18 protein-coding genes and 1 other RNA gene are annotated in these 23,912 nt (G+C 60.1%); 8 read left to right on the forward strand and 11 right to left on the reverse strand.

The features are described 5' to 3' along the window. A partial coding sequence (locus tag BV034_RS25250; RefSeq protein WP_265593460.1) for a hypothetical protein occupies positions 1-363 on the reverse strand: 363 nt, incomplete at its 3' end. A gap of 208 nt (positions 364-571) precedes the next feature. On the opposite strand from BV034_RS25250, the gene BV034_RS25255 reads away from it, so the two are divergent. Together BV034_RS25255 and BV034_RS25260 are read left to right on the forward strand one after the other, a co-directional pair. Further along, positions 572-1,651, forward strand: coding sequence for a hypothetical protein (locus BV034_RS25255; RefSeq protein ID WP_050029738.1), 1,080 nt, complete (start codon positions 572-574; stop codon positions 1,649-1,651). 132 nt (positions 1,652-1,783) lie between these two features. Further along, entirely contained in the window at positions 1,784-3,976 is a 2,193-nt protein-coding gene (locus BV034_RS25260) for a TonB-dependent siderophore receptor (protein WP_050029739.1), read from the forward strand. Positions 3,977-4,466: 490 nt separating this feature from the next. Here BV034_RS25260 and BV034_RS25265 read toward each other — a convergent pair whose 3' ends face one another. Both BV034_RS25265 and BV034_RS25270 read right to left on the reverse strand, forming a co-directional pair. After that, positions 4,467-5,222: a LytTR family DNA-binding domain-containing protein gene (locus BV034_RS25265; RefSeq protein WP_050029740.1), complete on the reverse strand. Its 756-nt coding sequence runs from the start codon at positions 5,220-5,222 to the stop codon at positions 4,467-4,469. After that, positions 5,219-6,406, reverse strand: coding sequence for a histidine kinase (locus tag BV034_RS25270; RefSeq protein WP_081888102.1), 1,188 nt, complete (start codon positions 6,404-6,406; stop codon positions 5,219-5,221). Before BV034_RS25270 ends, BV034_RS25265 begins: the two co-directional genes overlap by 4 nt. A gap of 576 nt (positions 6,407-6,982) precedes the next feature. On the opposite strand from BV034_RS25270, the gene BV034_RS25280 reads away from it, so the two are divergent. After that, on the forward strand, positions 6,983-7,741 hold the full coding sequence (locus tag BV034_RS25280) for a hypothetical protein (RefSeq protein WP_265593461.1): 759 nt from the start codon (positions 6,983-6,985) through the stop codon (positions 7,739-7,741). Positions 7,742-7,859: 118 nt separating this feature from the next. Continuing rightward, complete coding sequence (locus BV034_RS25285; RefSeq protein WP_050029744.1) at positions 7,860-10,331, forward strand: Amuc_1098 family type IV pilus outer membrane protein; 2,472 nt, start codon at positions 7,860-7,862, stop codon at positions 10,329-10,331. A gap of 1,276 nt (positions 10,332-11,607) precedes the next feature. On the opposite strand, the gene ssrA is transcribed toward BV034_RS25285, so the two are convergent. Together ssrA and BV034_RS25290 are read right to left on the reverse strand one after the other, a co-directional pair. Continuing rightward, positions 11,608-11,963: a transfer-messenger RNA gene (gene ssrA / locus BV034_RS34270) on the reverse strand. A gap of 195 nt (positions 11,964-12,158) precedes the next feature. Beyond that, positions 12,159-12,572, reverse strand: coding sequence for an Rrf2 family transcriptional regulator (locus tag BV034_RS25290; protein ID WP_050029745.1), 414 nt, complete (start codon positions 12,570-12,572; stop codon positions 12,159-12,161). A 115-nt stretch (positions 12,573-12,687) separates the two neighbouring features. On the opposite strand from BV034_RS25290, the gene BV034_RS25295 reads away from it, so the two are divergent. After that, the gene (locus BV034_RS25295) at positions 12,688-14,088 is read left to right on the forward strand and encodes a replication-associated recombination protein A (RefSeq protein WP_081888103.1); all 1,401 of its coding nucleotides are present in this window, start codon (positions 12,688-12,690) and stop codon (positions 14,086-14,088) included. Between the two features lie 134 nt (positions 14,089-14,222). On the opposite strand, the gene BV034_RS25300 is transcribed toward BV034_RS25295, so the two are convergent. After that, positions 14,223-15,284, reverse strand: a complete 1,062-nt coding sequence (locus BV034_RS25300; RefSeq protein WP_050029746.1) for an agmatine deiminase family protein — start codon at positions 15,282-15,284, stop codon at positions 14,223-14,225. Between the two features lie 337 nt (positions 15,285-15,621). Then, entirely contained in the window at positions 15,622-16,491 is an 870-nt protein-coding gene (locus tag BV034_RS25305) for a carbon-nitrogen hydrolase (protein WP_081888104.1), read from the reverse strand. Between the two features lie 108 nt (positions 16,492-16,599). On the opposite strand from BV034_RS25305, the gene BV034_RS25310 reads away from it, so the two are divergent. The 3 genes from BV034_RS25310 (at position 16,600) to BV034_RS25320 (ending at position 21,524) form a co-directional block, all read left to right on the forward strand. Continuing rightward, on the forward strand, positions 16,600-18,363 hold the full coding sequence (locus BV034_RS25310; protein WP_050029748.1) for a glycine--tRNA ligase: 1,764 nt from the start codon (positions 16,600-16,602) through the stop codon (positions 18,361-18,363). A gap of 359 nt (positions 18,364-18,722) precedes the next feature. Then, a complete protein-coding gene (locus BV034_RS25315; protein WP_050029749.1) occupies positions 18,723-20,438 on the forward strand; it encodes an FMN-binding protein in 1,716 nt (571 codons plus the stop codon). A gap of 120 nt (positions 20,439-20,558) precedes the next feature. Next, on the forward strand, positions 20,559-21,524 hold the full coding sequence (locus BV034_RS25320; RefSeq protein ID WP_063768898.1) for an FAD:protein FMN transferase: 966 nt from the start codon (positions 20,559-20,561) through the stop codon (positions 21,522-21,524). Here BV034_RS25320 and BV034_RS25325 read toward each other — a convergent pair. From BV034_RS25325 to BV034_RS25340, 4 genes are all read right to left on the reverse strand, one after another. Next, positions 21,506-22,207: a hypothetical protein gene (locus BV034_RS25325; protein ID WP_050029750.1), complete on the reverse strand. Its 702-nt coding sequence runs from the start codon at positions 22,205-22,207 to the stop codon at positions 21,506-21,508. The two genes, BV034_RS25320 and BV034_RS25325, sit on opposite strands and share 19 nt — an antisense overlap. 274 nt (positions 22,208-22,481) lie before the next feature. After that, the gene (locus BV034_RS25330) at positions 22,482-22,916 is read right to left on the reverse strand and encodes a DUF4279 domain-containing protein (RefSeq protein ID WP_050029751.1); all 435 of its coding nucleotides are present in this window, start codon (positions 22,914-22,916) and stop codon (positions 22,482-22,484) included. A gap of 7 nt (positions 22,917-22,923) precedes the next feature. Further along, positions 22,924-23,295, reverse strand: coding sequence for a hypothetical protein (locus BV034_RS25335; RefSeq protein WP_265593462.1), 372 nt, complete (start codon positions 23,293-23,295; stop codon positions 22,924-22,926). A 57-nt stretch (positions 23,296-23,352) separates the two neighbouring features. Further along, complete coding sequence (locus BV034_RS25340; protein WP_050029752.1) at positions 23,353-23,787, reverse strand: SRPBCC family protein; 435 nt, start codon at positions 23,785-23,787, stop codon at positions 23,353-23,355. Positions 23,788-23,912 lie beyond the last annotated feature (125 nt).

The raw sequence follows: 23,912 nt of genomic DNA on the forward strand, positions 1-23,912 counted from the left end.
TGATCCGTCCGTAAAACGAATACCGCCCGGCATGGGCACTACCCGACCATCCACGGTGAGCATGGATCCCGCCGGAATCTTCAGGGGTTGCCCGGTGAAGTCAGTCGCCCCGCTGCTGCTGATGCGCAGCGTTTTCTCCTCGGTCACGGGCACGGCTTGGCCGTTGCTAATCCGATACATTTTTCCATTAAAAAGCGTGAACCCTTCCGCCGGCGTTTGCACCTCAAGTCGAGGAGCATCCGGGTCGGCAGGGGTGGCAGTGGGTGTCGTTGGACTCTGGGCCAGAGCCGAAAGAGCAAGCATAGGAGTCAGCAGGCAGCCGAAGGCGAAGGCACTGCGACCTGGGAAGAAGCGGTTTTTCATGATAGAGGAGGTTTACGGGGTTAGAAGCGTAGCCCGTCCAGACTGGCGCGTGCCTATACATCTTGTCGATGCCATGGGTGAAGCGCATCTCGATCCAGACAGGGGTCCAATGGGGGTTCGGACTGTGCCAATCAGGCGCGCCTAAGAACCTCACCTCTTCACGTATCAGGCAAGACACGGCATTTCCCTTCGTTACCTCCACCGCATCATGAATGCCGCGTGCCGCCTTACTGTTCTGGTGATGATGGCCGGGAGCTTCCATCTCCACGGCATCGCTGCGGAACCCGCGCCCCATCCTGGTCCATCGCCTGCATCTCCCAGAGCCATTACCGCGCGCAGCCTGCCTTTCCTGAAGGAGAAAGGCCAAGATTGGATCGATGACCGCGGTTGCGTCAGTTGTCACCAGGTACCGTCGATGCTCTGGGGGCTGCATCGGGCAGCGCAGTCAGGGCTACAGGTGGATCAGAAGCATCTGGAAGAAACCTCAAAGTGGGCGGTAGACTGGAAGAACTGGAACCAGTCCGGCGACAAAGAAGGCCTGCAGAAAGTTGCCGCCGCCAACACCGCCACGATGGCGTTTCTATTGCTCGCCCTTCCATCCGAGCTTCCCGCAGCGGCTGACTCCTCGACTGGCTCGCAGCATTGGGCGGACTCGTTTCGCGCTCTCCTCTTGGAACATCAGCAAAAGGACGGCTCGTGGAAGGCTGGTGGCCAGCTTCCTCTCAGCAAGCGCCCCGCCCGGGAGAATGATGAAGTGTCCACCATGTGGGCGTTGCTCGCTCTGGAGCCCCTCCCCGTACCAGGAACCGCCAAGCCCTCGACCAATCCAACGCTGACCTCCGCCCAGAAACGGGCAGACACTTTCCTCGCCACTGCCGCCTCTGGGCAGAGCATCGAATGGTATGCGACCCGCCTCCTCCTTCACCCTGAGGACGAATCCAGACGGGACGCTCTGCTCAAGCTCCAGCATCCCGACGGCAGTTGGGGCTGGCTCGTTGCGGAACCTGGCGACGCCTATGGCACGGGTCTGGCCCTCTATGCTCTCGCGAAATCACAGAGTTCCAACCAATCCGATCCCGCCGCTTCAGAGGCGGCACAACGGGCGATCCGCTATCTGAACGATACGCAGCGGCCCGATGGCAGTTGGCTCGTACCCAGCACCCGCGGCCGTGACAAAAACAAGCCCATTCCCACCTCCACCTACTGGGGCACCGCTTGGGCGGTCGTCGGCCTGCTGGAGTGGGCCGCGGGCTCCCAAGCAGCAGCCGCAACCGTTTCCCACGACTGAGGAGAGCCCCTTCCTGGCCAAACTTCGGCCTATGGATGCGAGGCAGGGAATAAAACTCGCCCACTATTTGCGATTGCTTCTCAGAATCAATTGCACTATGAACCCGGCCGAAATTCAACCATTCGACTCTCAATGAAACTCAAAGCTCGTGCGATCCCCGCACTCTTGCTCGGCGCGCTCACTCCCGGCGCAGTCGTGGCTCAAGTCACCACCTTGGACACCGTCACGGTGACCGCAGCTTCGGAAGGCAATGGCTACGTTGCCCCCGCAGTCATCACCAGTGGCCTCAAAACTGAGGTGCCGCTGCTTGAGACCCCCCAGGCCATCTCTATCGTCACCAAAGATCTGATTGTGGATCAGGGTGCCAGAAATCTGGAAGATGTGATCAAGAACGTCGCCGGCGTGACCCCAGGCGGCTACTACTCCGAGTGGGACTACTACCGCATCCGCGGCTTTGACGCGGCCTTCACCACGTATCAAGACGGTCTGCGCGGCGACTACGATGGCACCGGTGCCGAGACGTTCGGTCTGGAGCGTGTGGAGGTGATCAAAGGCCCAGCCTCAGCACTCTACGGCCAGGCTCCTCTGGGTGGCATCGTGAACCTCGTGAGCAAGAAGCCCAAGCGCGAGTTCGGCGGTGAAGTGGGCTTCACCGGTGGCATGTGGGACTTCTACCAGGGCACGCTGGATGTGAACATCCCCCTGCTCACGCCCGCGCCAGTGATGGCACCGGTTTCAGGAAAGGACGCCAAGAACGTCGCCCCGGTGGCTCCCGTCTCCAGCGATGGCCTGGGCATCTATCTCCGCCTCAATGCCCTCTACAAGGAGAGCGGCTCGTTCGTTGACTACTATGACTACGATCGTCTTTTCATCGCCCCCTCCCTCACCTTCGAGTGGGGCCAGGATACCAGCCTCACCTTCCTCACCCACTACATGAAGGACGACGGCATCTTTGCCATGCCGCTGCCGGCCCGTGGCACCGTGCTGCCGAACCCCAACGGAGAAATCCCGGTGAACCGCTTCATCGGCATTCCCGGCAAGTCGGGCAAGATTGACATCGAGACGCTGCGCCTGGGCTATGAGTTTAAGCATCGCTTCAACGACACCGCCACCGTGCGCCAGAACCTGAGCTACTACCGCGTGGACCAGAACTGGGACAACATCCTTTACAACTCCGTCCTCAGCGATGACCTCCGCACGCTCTATGCAAACCCGTATGACTACAACAGCGGGGTGCACCAGCGCATCATGGTGGACACAGCGGTGGACTTCAGCTTTGAGACCGGCTCCATCAAACACTCTCTCACCATCGGTACCGACTACTTCCATTCGGAGCAGGACACCACTTACCACGAGATCAACTACGATGATTTCCCCGGCTCGTACGTGGCCATCGATCTCTTCCGCCCCAACTACAACCAGCGCATCCCCCAGCCGAAAATCAAAGGTTCCTTCACCTCCAGTGAGGACAACTTCGGCGTCTATATCCAGGATCACGCGAAGCTCACTGACAAGCTGACGCTCACCGTCGGTGGACGCTATGAGTGGCTCTGGCTGGATGACTCCGGGTCCTATGGCAGCGTGCCTGCGGATGTGAAGGACGACGCCTTCACCCCCAAGGCCGGCATCACCTATGAACTCATCCCCGGACTTGCCGCGTATGCCAACTACAGCCGCGCCTTCAAACCCCAGTGGGGCTCCCGTGACGACAGCGATCTTCCCGTGGCCCCCGAAGAGGGTGAAAACTGGGAAGGCGGCTTGAAGTATGACCTTCTGGACGGCCGCTTGAGCGGGCTGATCTCCGTGTTCCACCTTACCCGTGAGAACGTGGCCACCAGCAACCTCGCCACGGCCAATCCGTTTGATGCCACTGTCAGCGGGGAGCAGCGCAGCCGCGGCTTCGAGTTCGAGACCGCCGCCGAGCTCCTGCCCGGCCTCAAGTTGACGGCTGCCTACACCTACCTTGACGCCGAGGTCACCGAAGACAACGACATCCCAGTCGGCACCCCGCTCCTCGGCGTACCGGATCACACCGTCAGCGCCTGGCTGAAGTACACCGTGCAGGACGGCCCGCTCAAGGGCTTCGGCGTGGGTCTGGGAGGCCGCTACTACAGCAGCCAGTCCGGCGACACTTACAACACCTTCAATCTTCCCAGCTACGGCCTGGTGGATGCCGCCCTCTACTACGAGCGCGACAGCTACCGCGTGCAGGTGAACTTCAACAACGTGTTCGACAAGCGCCACTTTGTTGGCTCCTATGACGAACTCTACATCCTCCCCGGCGAGCCCTTCAACGTCTCCGCCAGCGTGACCTGGAAGTTCTAGGAAAACAGTCCATCCTCCTCAAGCCCGGGACCGGCCACGCCGTCCTGGGCTTTTTTGTGGGAACGCATCTGCCCACTCCACCACTCCGCTTTCCGCATTCGCGATCCCCGAACCCGGAGGGTTCACCATGAATAGCCTGGGGTCGACCGAGCATAGCGAGGGCTACCCCAGGACGCCCGCCTGCCGCTCTACCGCGCAGCGGTAGGCCCATCGCATCGCCCGCCCCAGACGATCATCCCACAACTCACGCCGCACGTCATTTGGATCCGCTGGCCTACCGCTCCGCGGTAGAATCCACCCCAGGACATACCATGGGTAGTCCTCTCCCGCCTTGCGGGATCGGCCGACCCATGGCTACGCATGGCGAACCCTCCGGGTTCATGAGATAACTCGCAATTTGACGCACTGACGCACTGACGCACTGACGCACTGACGCACTGACGCACCGTTCAACCGATTTACTGAATTACTGAATTACTGAGCCACCGCCCTACCCTCCTCCAAACTGCATCCGGTCCCTCAACTCCCGCATCGCACAGGTCAGCGGCAGTTCACTCCCATCCGTCAACACCGCTCGTGCCGCCTTCCCGGAATGGCGAATCTCCACAATGCTCTCGATGTTCACCAGCGCGGAACGGTTTACACGCACAAATTGCGAGGCCGGCAACATCTGCTCCAGCTTGCCAATGTTTTCCCGGATGAAATGCTTCTCCTTCACACAATGCAAGTTCACATAGTTGCCATCGGCCTCGACCCACAGGATATGCTCCACCCTCACGATCTGCTCGCGCATGCCAGAGCGCACCAGGATCCTTGCCAGCGATGGGGGCAGAGTTCCTGGTGCGGCTTCCAGCGCCGGTTTCACGGGCTGATCCTGCAATGAAGTGAGTATTTTCCTCGCCCTGTCCAGCGCCACATCCAGACGCCGGTTCTCGACCGGCTTGAGCAGGTAGTCGATCGCGCTGAATTCAAAGGCGTCCAGGGCGTGCGCACGAGAGGCCGTCACCAAGATGATCACCGGTGGCTGCACGTTCTTCATCCTTTGCAAAATCTCGAGCCCGCTCAAATCAGGAAGCTGCACGTCCAACAGCATGATGTGCACCTCGTGACTGTCCAGCCAGCGCATGGCCTGCGCCCCATCCTCCACCTCCGACACTTCCATGTCAGAATGAGCGGCCAGCAGTCGCCGCATCCGGTCCCGGGCAGGCGTCTCGTCTTCAACCACCAGCAGATTCCAGCTCTTCATAGGCACCTCCCATGCGGAATTTCAATCACGGCGATGGAGCCTCCCTCTTCGCAGGGCAGCACCGTGACTCTCTTGTCGAGCCCCTCCAGATCACCATACGCCGCCCGCAGCCGGGCGCGGGTGTTCTCCAGGCCAATGCCATCGCGGAGCGGCTCCTTGATGCCTACTCCATCATCCCGCACCTCCAGACGCAGCATCTTCAGCTCGGGTTCGAGCCGCGCCTTGATGGCGATGGTCCCAACGCCTTTGCGAGGTCCCAGTCCATGCCGCACGGCATTCTCCACCACCGGCTGCAGGATCAACACCGGCACCATCCACATCTGACAGTCCGCCCCGATGTCCGTCGTGAGTTTCAATCCATCACCAAATCTCGCACGCTCGATCTTCAGATACATCTCCACGAGCTCGATCTCGTGCTCCAAGGTCACCTCACGGTTAAAGTCGCTTTCCAGCGTCTCGTGCAGCAGCACCCCCAGTGAGGTGACGATACGATCCACCACCTCCGGCTCACGATGCACCAGTGAGGCAATCGTGTTCAGCGTGTTGAACAGGAAATGCGGCCGCAGCTGTGCATAGAGCATTTCCAACTGGGAGCGGTGCAGCTCCGCAGTGGCTTGCAGCACACGACGCTCCCGTTCCCGCATCTTGACCCTGGCCACCGACATCACGGCAAACGCGGTGATCCCCAGATAGACAGGCATCCCCACCAATACTTGCGGGACAAACATCGGTGGTTTGGGCGGCGGATTTTCCCGCCAGGACGAGGGCGGCGGACGCCGTAGATCCCGCGCCTTGTCCCGCGCCTCATCCATGCCTGCTTCTGCCACCACCGCGTAGAATCCCACACACAGCACCATGCCCACCATCCAGGCGAGCATGTCCATCGCCAGGTGATGGGGCGTCGTGCACCAGCGCTTCACCCCTCTGACGATGACCGGCGTCAAAAGCATCCACGGCATCCAGAGCATGGCCCCGAAGAGCAGCGCAAAGGTCCAGGACTGTGCGGCCGAAAACTTGAACTGCGTGGCGAACAGCACCGCCAGCATCGGCCAGAGTATCATATTTACCACCCTGGTCGTCCGCTCAAACCTGAGGTCATCGTCCAACACTTGAGCTCTTGGATTAGGGCGGCCGGGATCTCCACCAGACACCATCGCAACACTGGCAGAAGCATCAGGGTTCATGAAATACGTTTTATGTTTCCACCAGCCTTAGCGGGTGGATGTTCCGTTTTACTTTCTGTCACAGACAAAGTGCAACGTGGGCGACGCTATCTCGTGAACCGCCCCCGAGCATGAGCGAATGCGATTTGCACTTTCCTGTCCGATCCGTCCAGCGCACTCCCGTGCCGACTTCGGATATCAAGCCGTTTCCATCGGCTCGGTGCAACAGCTTTCTTATGATTCCTGCACCGTCCATCCCGCCCGGGATGTGCTTGGGACGGCGTTGCCGCCAGCGGAGAGGAGTTTGGTTCGTCATCATTTTCGAGGCGTCTGCGACATCATTCCCCGGCTTGGTACCAAGAGGTTCGACCTCGTTGATACCCTCCATCATTCTCCGCAACGAGCGAAGCCTTCTGGCAGGCCGGAAAACTGACTGACACCCATTCACAACACCAAACGGGCAGGTCAGTTGCAACCCGCCTCCGGAATTCGCTCGTCCCAGCCATGTCAATAAGCCCCAACAACCCAACTATGAACCCCCGCCAACAACCCCATCGGAAATCCTCCTTTGCCTGCCTCCTGGCAGGCCTACTCTTCTTGATTAGTCACACCTCGGCTCAAGCCTGGGTAGGAGGGCCCTTCGACAACGGAGACTACAGCGCGACGCTCGATGACCAGGGCGTCTATCAGGCCTCCATCCGCTACACGAACGGCAGCGGCTACGTACAATGGGCCAACAACGCAGACCTCGGCCCTTCAGCTTCGTCCGGTTCCTCCTCATCCAGCAGCACGACTACCACGTCCGCCTCATCTGTAGGCAGCTATCTCAATCGCGCAGTCTTGTATTACAAGGGGGTGGCGTTCTTTGGCAATGCCACGGGCATGTCGGACATGGAGGCAAAAGAGGTCACGTGTGTGTTCAACTCACAGTCAGAAGTGACGTTGGATGAACAATCCAGCACCAGCTCACAGACCACATCAAATTCCTCGGTGAATGCCTCCAGCAGCGTGGTCAACAACGGCGGTCGTGGCTTCGTGGCCAATGGCAACTTTGTGGCCAAGATCACCAAGACCTATCCCCAGCTCCGCTTCAGCGGCACCGGGGAGCTGACCCTGATCAACCCAGACGCCCAGTCCATCATCGCCAGCCTGGCCCAGCAGATCGCTGAAAGCCTGGCCGATATCAGCGCCGGTGAAGACGGCACCGTGGCAGTGGGAGACATCTTCGATTTCTTGAGCGATCCGGACTTTCTTGCCGCCATCACCCCCAAGACCATCGACGAGATATCAGAAAGCTCCGAATCCATCAAGATGACCGTGACGGGCTCCCGGCGCTACTTCCTGTCCTCCCGCTAGCTCTTCTACCGCCCCAGTCCCACGCATCGATCCCGCCCCGGCCGCAACACGGCCGCGGGTTCGATGAAACGCGCCCACCGCTCCATCTGCTTCTGACTTACCATCTCCCGTTCCCCACATGAATCCCGCCCTCATCTTTTGTCACACCTCCCTCCTGTGCTGCTGCGCCCTGGCCCCCGCCATGGCCGGCGCTCCCCATGCTGGGGGAGGAGCCACCAGCCTGGCCGAGCGAGAACTCGCCCGACGCATGCAGCGAGAGTCCGAGGCCCGGGAATGCCTGACCCGGGGGGACGCCCTCATGAAGGACGCAGATTGTGAAGCCGCAGCCCGGGAGTATCAGGCGGCCATCGACCTCCTCCCCGATGCTCCTAGAACCCAGGCTCTCAGGGAGGAGGCCATGGCCCGATATGGCGATGCCGCCGTATGCCTTGCCAGGGAGCGTGCCAAGAACGGACGCTATGCGGAGGCACGCGCCCTTCTGGAGGGAGTGTTGAAACTCAATTCCCCCTCTGAGTCGGCGCGAAAGCTCCTGGCTGATCTCGATGACCCCGCCCGCCACGAACCCGCCCTCACACCAGAGCACGTCAAGAACGTCGCTCAGGTGGAGACCACGTTGCAGATGGGTTACAGCTACTACAACATTGGCGACTACGACGCCGCCATTCGCACGTTTCAAGATGCGCTGCGGATCGACAAGTACAACGGTGCCGCACGTCGCGGCATGGAGCGCGCTGAGCAGAAGCGTGCCGAGTACTACGACACCGCCCGCGATCACCAACGCGCCAAGATGCTCAACGCGGTGAACGCCGGTTGGGAGGACCAGGTCCCAGCGGCGGTGACCTCCACCGTCACCGATGTTTACACCGGTGGCCCCGACGCCTCCCGGTACTACACGGAGAAGATGCAGCGCATCATCTTTCCCGCCGTACAGTTCCAAGGCGCCAGCATTGATGAAGCCATCGAGTTCATGCGCATCAAGAGCCGCGACTACGACACGGTGGAGCGCGACCCCAGCCGGCGGGGAGTCAACCTCATCCTCAAAGCGGGCGCCTCGCCCTCCACCGCACAAATCAGCCTGGATCTCAAAGATGTGCCCATGGTCGAGGCCCTCCGTTATATCACCGAACTCGCGGGCATGAAGTACAAGATCGAGCCCTATGCCGTGGTGGTGGTGCCGTTGTCAGATGTGGGCACGGAGCAGTACACCCGCACTTTCAAGGTGCCGCCATCTTTCCTGAGCCTGGGTCAGGACAGTTCTGCGGCGTCCCCCGCCACTGCGCCCGATCCCTTCGCCAGCGGCGGCACGTCCACCGCCGCAGCCGCGCTCAAGCCCAAGGCCACCGCCCTGGAGATTCTGCGCAACAACGGCATCAATTTCCCGGAAGGTTCCTCCGCCACTTTCGTGGCCGCCACCTCCCAGCTCATTGTGCGCAACACCCAGCCCAATCTGGACCAGGTGGAAGCCTTTGTGGAAGGGCTCACCAAGGCCGTTCCACAGCAGATCTACATCACCACCAAGTTCGTGGAAGTGAGTCAGAAGAACACGGACGAGCTGGGCTTTGACTGGCTCCTAGGGCAGTTTGACATTGGCGGTCGCACCTTCGGTTCCGGGGGCACCTCCGCCACCTCTACTGACTATGCCTTCACCCAGGACGGCACCCCTGTGGGACAGAATTCTATCACCTCAGGCAACCGATCGGGCTCCTCAGCAATCGCGTCCGATTCCATCGACGGGCTTATTTCCGGCCAGAGCGCCGCTTCCAGCGTGGCTCCGGGCATTTTCTCCCTGGCCGGTGTTTTTACTGATCCCCAGTTCCAGGTCACCATTCGGGCGCTCAGTCAGAAGAAGGGGGTGGATCTGATGAGCGCCCCCAGCGTGACCACACGCTCAGGTCAGCGCGCCACCGTGGAGGTCATCCGTGAGTTCATCTATCCCACAGAGTTCGATCCGCCGCAGATCCCCCAGAACTTCGGCGCCACCAGCTCCACCTCCACGACTGGCACCTCCTCCACCTCCTCCTTCCCCGTCACCCCCACGACGCCCACCGCATTTGAGATGCGCCCCGTCGGCGTCCGCCTGGAAGTGGATCCCGTGATTGGCCCGGATGGTTATACCATCGACCTCAACCTCGCTCCCGAGGTCACCGAATTCGAGGGCTTCATCAACTACGGCAGCCCCATCAACACCGCTTCGACGGATGCGCTGGGGAACCCCACCACCGTAACGCTCACAGAGAACAAGATCGAGCAACCCGTCTTCTCCACCCGCAAGGTCACCACTGCGGTGACAGTGTGGGATGGCCAGACTGTCGCCATGGGCGGCCTCATCCGCGAAGACGTGCAGGATGTGGAGGACAAGGTGCCGATCCTCGGCGACCTGCCCTTTCTAGGCCGCTTGTTCCAGAGCAAGGCCGAAGACCACTTCAAGCGCAACCTCATGATCTTCGTGACTGCCAAACTGATTGATCCCTCCGGCGAGCCCGTCCGCAAACCCGCGCCTGCCCCCACAGCGCCCGTGTCTGGCGGAGCGAGCACCACTCCCGTCAGCCTGGATGGCGGCCCGGGACTGTTGCCCGCGGTGAACCCGTGAGAGAGCAAAGGGTGCGGTGGGTCAGCAGGAGTCTCTGGCCCACCGCATTTTTCTGACTACAACCAAACAGGCATCCACCAGGGTCAATGCTGCGATACTATGGCCTCATTTAGCGCAACAACCACACGATCAATGAAGGGCCACTTATAGTGCTCCAGGGCTCGCACCTCTCCACCTGAGGTGACTAGAATAACCGCGAATACCGATCTCTGCCGAACCAACCAGCAAACGCATGCAGCGACTGCTAGCATCGCACAAATGGCTAGCTCAATAGTATCATACGCAAAGGCAAGCGTGGCCAATGCGCCACAGAATAATAGGCAAACCGCTGGTGTAATACGATTAGGTGGATACTTGACAGGCTTCACTGAAGTTATGTTTCGCACGGCATACGTCTGCCCTCGCACGATGAATCTTGCGGTGGTGACTGTAACCACATTTTGTTCGAATAGGACGTGTTCCATCTGCCGTTTAGAATACAAGCATTCTGGGTCTCTTCACCAACTATTCATGCTCTATTTTTCCTACGTAATTGCCGAATTCACCTTTACCTAGCATGCAGAGCTCACGAAAAGGGACTCTGCGTCCCCGCCAACCTGCCCCCCCAGCCCATTGAATCCCATCTCATCGCAGATGAACTTGAGTACGCAATCAGGCAAGTTGGGGCACTGAGACAGAATAGATCCGCTGGAGGTTGACCGGCAATTCTAAACAAGGTGATCGAATGCGTGAGGTCTCAATACTCGCCTTGATGTCTGGCAGGGGAGACTCGCAGGAGGCTCGTCGACATTGGGCTTGTAGCCACATCCTCTTCGAGGAACAGCTTCGACTGAATAGATCCCTTGGTGGCCGCCCCGATGCGCGATTGTCAGTTCTCAGCACGTCAACAACTGAAGGGTACTGGACGGTTGGGAATCAAGCACCTGCAGGTGGGAATGGATGCGCGAGTCCGAACTCAATCCCCGAAGGGGATCTGTAGCACAGCCCAATGTTGGACGAGCTTCCAGCGAGTCAACGTTGGGTGTAATGGACAGTATTATCAACGCTGAAAGCGTTGTGCAGAGGCTCTCGCCGCCCAGGCTCCTTTGCTGCCTGTATCGGATGTCCGGCTCCAAGAGCACGCTCATTGCCGATTAAGACCTCTGTTTCCCGATTAGGGATCAACATCGAGCTGACTCGGTAGGACTGCTTGAGTAATCTGGAAGGCACCCTATCACGTGCAATTTTCCAGAACCACCTACACACTCCCTACTTAGGCGAGTGGCTGATCTTCACTTGGTGGAGGCGAGGGGAGTTGAACCCCTGTCCGAACCACCTTCCATGAAAGCGTCTCCATGCTCAGGCAATAATTTGATCTCGATGTCCAGTCTCCTACTGCCAGGATACCGTCCAACCAGCGGCCTGTAGATCTCGCCTCGGAGCCGGTCGCCCGCTCTTTTGGCCAGCCTGTAAGTAGTCGCCCCTCCAATTCACAGACTTCACTGGAGGAACGTCACCGTCAATTAAGCGGCGAGGGCAAGCTCGTTAGAGTTCGCATTTAGTTTGTTTGATCCGAATTGGTAACGCGGCCAACGAATCATCCGCGGCATGCAGCCTCCACTTCTAGCAATCCGTCGAAACCAGAACGCCCCCAAGTGAAAGTCACTGACTGATCATAACGCCATGTGACAGAAAAGCAAGGGGATACAGCAACTTCACACATTTCCCGTCGCTGATCTCGATGCCCCCTTCCAGGGCGTAGCTCGTCTCAACCAGCAACGCGTCTCAACAGGCCGCTTGCGGTCCCCTCAACCAGCCCGGAACGGGCGTCTCGACTCCTTAAACTCCCTAAATATCGAAGCTCACCGCTCCACGTAGCTGCTCCCGCTGCATCACATCCGCCAGCGTCATCTTCGTAAGCCAAGCCTGCATTTCCCCCTGGAGTTCCTGGAAAGCTGAGGTCAAGCCTGGGGACAGGGAGTTGCCGTCGGGCAGCAGTTCGATCGGCCCATCCACAAGCTCAAGAATCTCGCCGACGGTGATCCGGGTGGCGGGACGTACCAGTTGATAGCCCCCACCGGCTCCGCGGCGACTGTGCATGATGCCGCCCTTGCGAAGAATGAGAAGAATCTGCTCAAGGAACTTCAGGGGAATACGCTCTTCTTCCGCCAGACTCTGGATGGAGAAGATCGTGCCCGTAGCGCTGCGGCTCATGGCCAGCACCGCACGGAGGGCGTATTCGGCTTTCTTCGAAATTTTCACTTTCCGTCGTTAGCGCTGACAGGGATACATTTCAAGATTCCCTATCAATTTTGTCTGGATTTTTCTGCGAGGCGGGCGGCTTGCTTTGCCGTTGCCCTCCCCTGCCCCGTAGGCGATGTTTTCGATTCCGATGGCCGACTTTTTCAACCCCGAAGACGACGAACCCCCTCGCAAAGTTCGCGGCCAGATGCCGACGAAGGGCAAGCCCGTCTTCTCCCGTCACGCCCCGCTGGCTGCCCGCATGCGGCCCCGGTCCATGGATGAGTATGTCGGGCAGGAGCACATCCTCGGGGAGGGCAAACTCCTGCGCCGGGCCATCATGGCGGACCGGTTCTCCTCCCTCATCTTCTACGGGCCTCCCGGGGTGGGCAAGACCACCCTGGCCACCATCATCTCCAACGAGACGCACTCCCGTTTTGTCACCCTCAGCGGGGTGGAGAGCAACGTTGCAGAAATCCGCATGGTGGCCGACGCCGCCGAGAAGGAGGAGCGCCTCAATGGCATCGGCACCGTGCTCTTCGTCGATGAGATCCACCGCTTCAACAAATCCCAGCAGGACGTGCTGCTCCCCCATCTGGAGCGGGGCTCCCTGCGCTTCATCGGGGCCACCACGCACAATCCTTTCTTCTACATCAACAGCCCCCTTGTGAGCCGGTCCCAGGTGTTCACCCTCGAACCCCTCACCGTCGAGCACCTGGAGCGCCTGATCGACCAGGCCATTGCGGATGAGGAACGAGGCCTGGGCAAACTGCATGTGGAAATCACCCCCGAGGCCAAACGCCATCTCGCCGTGGTCTGCGATGGCGATGGCCGCAAGTGCCTGAATGCCCTCGAACTCGCCGCTCTCACCACCCCGGCCGGTGCCGAGGGCAAGGTGCACATCCATCTGGCCGTGGCAGAGGAGTCCGTGCAGCAGAAGACCGTGGTGTATGACGGCGACGGAGACGCGCACTACGACACCATCAGCGCCTTCATCAAATCCATCCGCGGCTCCGATCCCGATGCCGCCATCTACTGGCTGGCCAAGATGCTCTACGCCGGCGAGGACATCCGTTTTCTCTGCCGCCGCCTCGTCATTTCCGCCAGCGAGGACATCGGCATGGCCGACTCCAACGGCCTACGTGTGGCCGTGGCTGCCCAACACGCCGCCGAGTTCATCGGCATGCCTGAGGCCGCCCACATCCTCGCCCACTGCACCGTGTACCTCGCCACCGCTCCGAAGAGCAATCGTACCACCGTCGCCATTGGCAAGGCCATGGACGATGTGAAAAACGGCCGCACCCTCCCCGTCCCCAAGCACCTGCGTGACGGTCACTACAAAGGGGCCAAGCAGTTCGGCCACGGCGAGGGCTACAAGTACAGCCACGACTACGAAGGCGGCTACGTCCCCCAGTCCTACCTGCCCGAAGGCGAAGGCCGTATCTACTACATGCCCAGCGACAACGGCATGGAAGCCCGCGTGCGCGAACGCCTGGAATACTGGAGAAAGCAGTTCGAGGAAAGCAAGAAAGGTTGACGCGCCTCAGGGAGAGGATTTGGACAGAATTAACAAAATTAACAGAATTGAATTCAGAAGCCCCAATTCTGTTAATTCTGTCTAAACCAATGCCCCGAAGCCCATCTTGTCAATCCTGTCTAAAAAAGCCCCCTCTACCTGGGCTGCTGCTGGGAAATGCAATGCAGCGCGCCGCCTTCGAACACGATGTCCGAGGACTCAATGCCAATGACCTCGCGACCCGGGAAACACTCGCGGATGAAGCCCAGGGCATGATCATCGCGCTTGCCTTGATCAAACACCGGCACCAACACGCCGCCGTTCACGATCAGGAAGTTCGCATAGCTGCCGGGGAGGCGATCCAGGCGCCAGCCTGCCTTGGGCACCAGGGGCTCGGGCATCTCCAGGGTTAATACCTCGACCTTGCCCCCTTTGGTAGTGCGCAGATCCGCCAGCTTCTCGCGGTTCTCTTCCAGGATCCGGTAGTTGGCATCGCTCTGGCGCTTTTCCACCATGGTCAGCACCACGTCTTCACGAATGAAGCGCGTGATGTCATCAATGTGCCCATCCGTGTCATCCCCTTCGATGCCTTCACGCAGCCAGAAGATACTGCTGATCCCGAGGTGCCGTTTGATCTCCGCCTCGATCTCCTTGCGCGACCAGTCGCGGTTGCGATTCTTGTTCAGCAACACGGCCTCCGTGGTGAGCAACACGCCATCACCGTTCACCTCGATGGAACCGCCTTCCAGAATCATGGGCGAGGAGAAACGCGGCACGTCCAGCGCCCTGGCCACCCGCTCCGGCACCTCGTTGTCCAGATTCCACGGCGGGAACTTGCCGCCCCAGGCGTTGAACTGCCAGTCCGTCAGCGCCAGCTTGCCCATCTCCTTGTGCTTCACAAAGATGGGTCCGTGGTCCCGGCACCACACATCGTTGGTCGGGTGCTCATAGAGCTCCACCTTGGACATGTCACCCTTCTGCGCCTCAATCGCGGCCCAGATGCGCTTGTGCCAGTCCCCTGCCGCATTGATCCGCACCGGCTCGAACTTCGTGATTGCGGCCGCGATCTCCCCGAACTTCGCCTGCAGCACCTCATGCGTCTCCGGCGCACTGTCACGATTGGCGGGCCAGGAAAGCCATACGGCCTCCTGTGGCGCCCACTCGGCAGGCATGTAATAGTTCTCGCTTGAATCGGGAGTAGCGTTGCTGGCAGACATTGTCCCCCTTCCAAAGCCAGAATCAGGCTCGACTCAATCCCTTTCTGTTGGCAACCTCGCCACATACCATCCCCGCTGGGGAAGGTAGTTGAGACGCTGCGCTGGTTGAGACACTTCGTTGGTTGAGGGGCCCGCAAGCTGGCCGTTGAGACGCCCGCTTCGCAGGCTGGAGGAAGTAGGGCTCCGAATTCCCCCCTTCCAACATGGACCGAATCAGGAAACCCTAATTCCGTAGATTTTGTTAATTCTGTCTAAACCAACCCTCGGAATCAGGATCCGGATCCCATCTTGTTAATCCTTCAAAAATCTTGTCAATCCTGTCTCTAAAAGGCCGCGCTCAATCCCGATCACGCCACCGCTTGGTCACGTCCTCGTAGCTATCAATCCGCCGGTCGCGGAAGAACGGCCAGATGCGGCGGAAGTCCTCCACCGCCTTCAGGTCGCAGGGCACGATGAGGATCTCCTCTTTGTCCGAGGAAGCCTTGCCCACGAATTCCCCATACGGGCTGGCCACGAAGGACTGGCCCCAGAACTCCGTCTCCTCCTCCGTCCCCACGCGGTTCACCGCCGCGAGGTAGCAGCCATTGGCTACGGCGTGGCCACGCTGCACCGTTTCCCAGGCGCAATGCTGGGAGGTGCCCAGGGAGTCTTTCTCCGACTTCAGCCAGCCGATCGCGGTGGGGTAGAAAAGGATCTGCGCCCCAGCCATGGCCGTGAGGCGGGCCGCTTCCGGGTACCACTGATCCCAGCACACCAGCACGCCGATGCGGCCGAATTTCGTGTCCCAGACCCGGTAGCCCAAGTCTCCGGGGGTGAAGTAGAACTTCTCGTTGAAGCCCGGATCTTCGGGGATGTGCATCTTCCGGTATTTGCCCAGGTAGGTGCCGTCCGCGTCGATGATCGCGGCCGTGTTGTGATACAGACCGGGGGCGCGCTTCTCAAAGAGGGAGGCGATGATCACCACCCCCAGCTCCTTGGCCAGGGCCTGGCACTGCGCAGTGGTGTCGCCCGGCACATCTTCCGCCAGATCAAAGAGATCCGTGTCCTCGCGCTTGCAGAAATAGGGGGTCAAAAACAGCTCCTGCAGGCACACGATGTTCGCGCCCTTCGCGGCCGCGTCCCGGATCAGTTGCAGGGTGCGACGCAGGTTGTCCGCCTTGTCATCCGTGGCGTGGGTTTGGATCAGTCCGAGGTTTACGATGCTCATTGTCATTGAACTGTACGGATTTGGCGGGCGCTGCAAGCAAACAAAAGCCCGTTTGCTTTTCCCCCGAAAGGTGGCTTCTTCGCGGTCCCTTTCAACCCAGACCCCAGCATGTCCACCGACAAGAAAGACACGTCCTCCATGGAAAAGCTCGTCAGTCTCTGCAAGCGCAGAGGCTTCATCTACCAGTCGAGCGAGATCTACGGTGGCATCGGCGGCTTCTGGGACTACGGTCCTCTGGGAGCCGAGCTCAAGCGCAACCTGCGCGACACCTGGTGGCGTGCCATGACCCGCGAGCGTGAAGACGTCGTCGGCCTGGACGCGACCATCATCATGCACCCGCAGATCTGGAAAGCCAGCGGTCACGTGGACACCTTCACCGACCCCATGGCAGACTGCCTGCTCACGAAGAAGCGTTTCCGCGCCGACCACGTGGACCTCCAGAGTGGCATGGTGTACCACTTCACCGGCGCAACCGGTGAGGAAAGCACCAAGAGCGATGTGCCCTTTGCCGTCCTCACCCCCTTCGGCAAGCCCCGGGAATCCGCCCTGAAGGTGGCCAAGCTCTTCTACGAATCCCGTGGTGTGAAGACGCCAGAGCCGACCGGCGGCGAGCAGGGCGAGAAGGTGGAAAACACCCGCGCCTACAATCCCGAGAACGGTGCCCAGCTCACTGAGCCGCGGCCGTTCAACCTCATGTTCAAGACCTACGTGGGCCCGACGGCCACGGAGAAGGACGTGGCATACCTGCGCCCGGAGACCGCCCAGGCGATCTTCGCCCAGTTCCGCAACGTGGTGGACTCCTCCCGCGTGAAGGTGCCCTTCGGCATCTGCCAGATCGGCAAGGCCTTCCGCAACGAGGTGACACCGAAGAACTTCACCTTCCGCTCCCGTGAGTTCGAGCAAATGGAGCTCGAGTTCTTCATCAAGCCCGACGAGGCCGTCGAAATCCTTGCGGGCTCCGTGGTCACGTGGTCGGAAGGGGCCGACCTCTCCACCCCACAGCCCAACTGGGGCTGGGACATGTGGCACCGCTACTGGGTGAGCCAGCGCGTGGAGTACTACAACTCCATCGGCCTGGGCACCGATGTGCTGGACTACTACTGGCAGGGCCCGGACGACCTTGCCCACTACGCCCGTGCGTGCGTGGACATCCTCTTCAAGTTCCCCTTCGGCACCGAGGAGCTGGAAGGCATCGCCGCCCGTGGCGACTTCGACCTCAGCCAGCACCAGAAGCACAGCGGCAAACCGCAGGAGTTCTTCGACGACGAGCTCAAGGTGGCCGCCGCCAAGCTCACGGACGGGCAGAAGGAAGCCCTCATCCAGAAGCGCATCGCTTTCGAGGCCGCCAAGACCAAGGGCACCCCTCTCACAGAGGCCGAAGTCCGCGCCTGGTTCGACCGCCTCTTCAAGGGCTTCTACGTCCCCCACGTCATCGAGCCGTCTGCTGGTCTCGACCGCCTCGCCCTCGCTGTGCTGGCCCAGGCCTTCACAGAGGAGGAGAAGGCCGACGTCAACGGCAAGACGGAAGTGCGCACCATCATGCGTCTGCACCCACGCATCGCCCCCATCAAGGTGGGCGTGTTCCCGCTGCTGAAGAACAAGCCGGAACTCGTGGGCAAGGCTCGCGAAGTGTACGACCTGCTCAAGAAGCACATGAACTGCTTCTACGACGAGACCGCCGCTATCGGCCGCCGCTACGCCCGCCAGGACGAAGCCGGCACGCCCTTCGGCGTGACGATCGACTTCGAGACCCTCGGCGAAAAAGGCGACGAGCTCAAAGACACCGTCACCGTGCGCGAGCGTGACAGCAACGCCCAGCACCGCGTGAAGATCAGCGAACTCCTCGGCTGGCTGCTTCAGCGCCTCGCCTAAGGCCGCCCCATAAGAACTTCCAGAACGCCCCGTGGAGCCATCCCCGGGGCGTTTTGTGTTTTAAAGTTCGGGGAGCGCACGCATCCTGTGTGCTGTTCCTGGCATCTTTCCGGGAACCGTTCTGCAATTTCACCTCACCCGTGGCGCCCAAGCAACGCGCTCCTCCTCGCTACTTCCTCGAGCCTTTATGCCGTCGAGTGAGAATAAGATACGCCACCGGCATCACCACATGTCCAATCCGGACATTTACCGGACTCAACCTGTCACCGGCATCACCTCCGCATCTCTGCTTCCCCAGATCCTTTTCCCGTCCAAATCCTCCACCAGTCTGCGTTTTTAGATTTCCGCTCAAATCGCCCATGTCCACCTCCCGCGTCACCCCGATTTTGATCCGTCTTTACCGTGTAGGGGTGCTGGCCATCATCGTCTGGCTGCTGCACAACCAGCACCAGTGGATGAAGGCGCAGCGGGAGGCCACGATCCCGGTCTCAAAGGTGAAGGACTTCTTCCCTGATGCCGTCTCCATGGGCCCCCGCGATCCCGAGACCGGCGTACAGCAGGTGCTCAGCGAGTCCGGCAGCGTCTTGGGCCTGGTCACCCAGACGGCCCCGATTTCTGACAAGATCCTTGGCTACGCCGGCCCCACCAACTCCCTCATTGTCTGCGATGCTCAAAAGAAGGTCATCGGCCTGCGCATCCTCCACAGCGATGACACCCCGGACCATCTGGCGGAGATCATTCGCCATCGCCCATTCTTTGAGGCATTCAAAGGGCTGAAGCTAGGCGATCACGACGCACAGCTCAAGGTGGACGCCGTGAGCGGGGCCACCCTCACCAGCACCGCGATCGCGGATGGCGTGCGCCGACGCCTGGGCCAGGAGGGCAAGTCCCTGCGATTCCCCCAGGAAATTACTTTGGAGGAGGTGAAGCCGCTCGTTGAGGGTGCTGCATCCCTCCGTCCCCTGGCGGATCGCGCCGGCATCCTGGAAGTGCTGGATGAGAAAGGCACCCGCATCGCCCACGTCACGCGCACCTCCCCTTCTGCGGATACGATCATCGGCTACAAGGGCCCCACTGACACCCTCGTCATGCTGGACGCCGCCGGGGAGAAAGTCACCGGCATCCGCCTGCGGAAGAGCTTCGACACCAAGGACTATGTGGGCTATGTCACGGACGACAGCTATTTCCTAAATCTCTTCAATGGCAAGACGCTGGACGAGCTGGGCAAGATCGACTTCGCCCAGTCCCACATCGAAGGGGTGTCAGGCGCCACCGAGACCAGCTGGTCCGTAGCTGAAGGACTCAAGAAGCGCGCCGCTGTGCTGAGCGTCCCGCGCCCTCAGGCCACCGATGCGTTCTCCAGCATCTCCATGAAAGCAGCCGACTGGGGGCTGCTGGCGGTGTTGGTGCTTTCCGCGATCCTCACTTTCTCCCCCTGGCGTGGGAAGAAGTGGCTGCGCTGGCTGCATCATGCCGTGCTCATCGGCTACGCGGGTGCCTTCAGCGGGGCCATGCTTTCGCAGGGACTGCTCGTGGGCTGGGCCCGTCACGGCGTGCCTTGGCAGACGGCCCCCATGCTGGTGCTGCTGGCCGCGCTGGCGCTCTCCATCCCCGTCTTCTTCCGCCGTCAGTTTTACTGCCATCACTACTGCCCTCATGGCACGCTCCAGATGGTGCTGGCCAACCGCCTCGGCACCAAGGTGCGCTTTCACATCCCGCCCAAATTGGCACGCTGGCTGGAGCGCATCCCCTGGACGCTCCTGGTGGCCGTGGTGATCATCTCCATGCTGGGGCTCAATGTGAACCTGAACGCCCTGGAGCCCTTTGACGCCTGGCTCATCCGCGTGGCCGGCTGGGGCACGCTCACCGTCGCCATTGTCGGTCTCGTCGCCTCCCTCTTCATCCCCATGGCCTATTGCAAATACGGCTGCCCCACCGGCGCCCTGTTCAAGTTCCTCCGCTACGCCGGTCATGGCGATGGCTTCGGCAAGCGCGACATTGCTGCCTTGGTTCTCGTAGCCCTCGCTGCAGTACTCCTCTGGCAACGAGCGCACATCCTGCCGTTCGTTCAGTAATCCTCACACAAAGGCACGAAGGCACAAAGAAATGACTCCGTAGCGTTGCCGACTGGAGCAGTGAGGCATTTCAAAACTTTGTGCCTTCGTGCCCTTGTGTGAGAATAAATCCATCTGCCCATGACCACCAAGCCTTGCCTCATCCTCCTGGCCTTTGTGTTGTCACTGACTGCCTGTCGTGACCGCGGCCCGCAGGTAGTCCATGCAGAAGGTCGTACCATGGGCACCACCTGGAGCATCCAACTGGTTAACGCGCCAAGTCAGGCATCGTCGGCCACGCCCACCAGCTTCATTCAAGGTAGACTCGATGAACTGGAATCCCTCTTCACCAACTGGAAGCCTGACTCTCCTGTCTCCAAGTTCAATCAGTCCACCAGCACTGAATGGCAGACCGTGCCTAAAGAACTCGCCGAGGTGGTGACGCAGGCCCAGAAACTCAGCCAGGAGACCGGTGGAGCCTTCGACATCACTCTGAGCCCGCTCATTGATCTCTGGGGCTTTGGAGCCAAAGGCCGTCGAGACACGCCGCCAGATGAAGCCGCCATCATCCAGGCCCAGAGCCAGTGTGGCTGGCAACGGTTGGAGGTAAAACTCGATCCTCCCCAGCTTCGGAAAACGCACCCTGACCTACAGATCAATGTCTCCGCCCTGGTGGAGGGCTACGCCGCAGACGACATCGTGCGCAAGCTGGAGGCTGCCGGATGTCACGACTTTCTCCTCGATGTCGGTGGCGAGTTGGTCGCCCGGGGGAACAAAGCCGATGGCTCGCCTTGGCAAGTGGGCATACAGCAACCTGACGCGGTGAAAGGCGAGGCCATGGTCCGCATGCCTTTGGTGAATCAAGCCCTGTCCACCTCAGGCACCTACCGCCAGTACTATGAAACAGGCGGGCACCGTTATGCGCATGTGCTGGATGGCCGCACCGGTCGCCCGGTCACGCATCGCGCCGTATCCGTCTCCGTGGTCGCAGACACCTGTTTTCAGGCCGACTCCTGGTCCACCGCCCTGCTTGCACTAGGCCCCAAGGAGGGAACACCCCTGGCCAAGCGCCTTGGGCTGCATGCGTTTTATCTTGAGGAAAAGTGATCGTTAAAAAACGGATAGTCCGCTAGTGGCGTTTCTGCCTTCGGCACCATCCAGTCTTCGCGCAGCTCAAAGACATCCTCGGCAATGCGCCAGCAACCGTAAGGCAGCTTGGCTCGCAGATAGTAGGTGCCACTGCCCTTTCCAAAGAGGTTTCCAGCCACTTCGCTCTGCTCAGAGAGAATCACTGCACGCCACCGGGAGGCCTCCGTCACCACGCCTTCACTCCAGCCGACCTCGATGATGGGGGAAGCCACCTTGGACATGGGTGAGGGACGCTGTAAGCAGAACGTCGCGATCAACCACCGACCGTCCTTGTAGGTCGTGGCAAACCGGATCGCCAGCAGATGATAGTTCCTGGCAGCCAGGGCGCCAGTTGCCGCTTCCAGCGGGAGGCCCAGCAACCCCGTCAGCGCCCAGTAGTCTGTGTCCACGGACTTGAGACGGTCCAGGCAACGTCCGGCCCACTCCGCGGTGATCTGGTCGTCAGAACGCCATTCCTTCCACCACGGCTCCAGGCTGTTGGAGAGCAGCCCCACCTCGTGCATCGCACCGACGAGGTTGATGCGAGCATCCAACGAGGACTCATCCGCCATCAGCGCGGAAATGGCCGCAACCACCTGCCATTGGCCCTTTTCCACAGATTTTTTCTGGAGCGCTTTGAGTTTGCTGGAGGTTGAAGGCATACCGCAAAATAGGTTTTTCCAATCTCACAATAGAGGATCAGGATTGGAAATCACAAAATGCCCTTCCTATTTTCCAAGCGCTGGACGCTCGACTGAACAGGCTGAAGCCTGTGACTACTTTGCTTCGCGCTTCGCTGGCACCTCAATCGCCAAGCACTCCAAGTACGTCGAGCCACCAAGTGTAGCGGTAGGCTTTAGCCTGCCGTCATTCCGCTGGCCACACCTCGCATGAGCCTACTTCACAGGACATGCCTCGAAGCGCCAGCTTCTTGAGTCAACCCGCAATAGATGGGGCTTCTCCACCTCGATAGCAATCGACATCGATAGAAGCCCCGGTTGCCGCCAGAAAGCGAATCACCCGCTGGGAAAACCCCAAAATGGGAAGAGAAACGTCCTCTGACTCAGGAAGGTACCGTACCACCTCAAGCACGGCGTCGCCACCGTGGGCGACAATCATTCCTCGAAGCGCTTCCTGGTGCGGCTCCAACTTCTCCACCACTTTCTCGGCAAGCATGTAGGCGTCAATCAGAGGGTCGTAAGTGGAGACCTCAGCATAGCGCAAAATGGAAATCCGGGGCACTTCGTGCTCCGGATTTTGAGAGTGCTTCGCGATGCACTCATCAGGCTGAATTGGAATAGCTCGTGAGGCTTCCAACGGATCGAAGTCCCCTTTAAATCCAAAATAGGCGTAGGCCGTCGGATCAGACATTGGAACCTCATTCACGCATCTTCCACTTTTCGGCTAACTGAGGAAACCACTCCGGCACCTCGTCATCTGCCACCCGGCGACAGTGGAACGTCTTGCCACGATTGGCAAACCACAACTCATCCCCTTCCCACCGAAAGCTGATCACCAAGCCTTCAGAGCCTATTCTTGTGCGGATGCGAAATTCAGTTGGGGACTCTACTTCAAAAAGTAGAAAGGCGAAGAGGGGCAGCGCAGGACGGTGGGCATTGTAAATCGCCTCGAAAGCCTGCCCGTGATCTCCGAACCACATGTAAGAGAGCCTGGCATCATCCCCACCATCGGGATAGCACCATGCACCCAGCAGCGACGTGGTGATGGAGCCGACGTCACATGGTTTCATGGCCTGGCTCTCCGGCTCCATCAGCTTTTTGTCCTGAGCACAGCAGAAGCGACGAACTTACTTGCTGCTCTCGGCGTGCGCCTTGAAGCGGTCCAGGATGCTCTGCCATCCAGCGCGCTGCATCTCGATCGGGAAAGTGTTCTCGGGTTTGAAGGTCTCGGTCACCACCGTGCCGTCGCCGTCCTCCTTGAACTCCACCCGCACGCCGCGCGCTTCTTCCTCCTCTCCCATACGGAAGGCCAGCAGGGCATGGGGCTCCACCTCGGTATAGATGGCGGAGAAATCAAACCCCATGCTGCCGTCGCGGGCTTCCATGCGGCTGTTCAGCTCCCCGCCCACGCGAACATCGTTCGAGGCCCGGGGGCAGCACCAATCGTCTGAGGCAGCATTCCACTGGACGATGTGATCTGGATTCGTCCAGCATTCCCAAACTTTCGCCACAGGCGCTTCGACACGAGTTGCTACGGTGATGTATTCGACTTCAGAACTCATAGGTGCGCCATTGAAGCGGGTGAATCACGGCAGGGCAAGCTTACAGTGCCCTCGGCGCAAATTACGTTTCGCCAAGAATGGCAACCTCCCACAAGCTTGTAGCTGTATCCGTGAGAATGCGGGTT

This window comes from Verrucomicrobium sp. BvORR034, assembly GCF_000739635.1.
In the GTDB taxonomy this organism is placed as follows: domain Bacteria; phylum Verrucomicrobiota; class Verrucomicrobiia; order Verrucomicrobiales; family Verrucomicrobiaceae; genus Verrucomicrobium.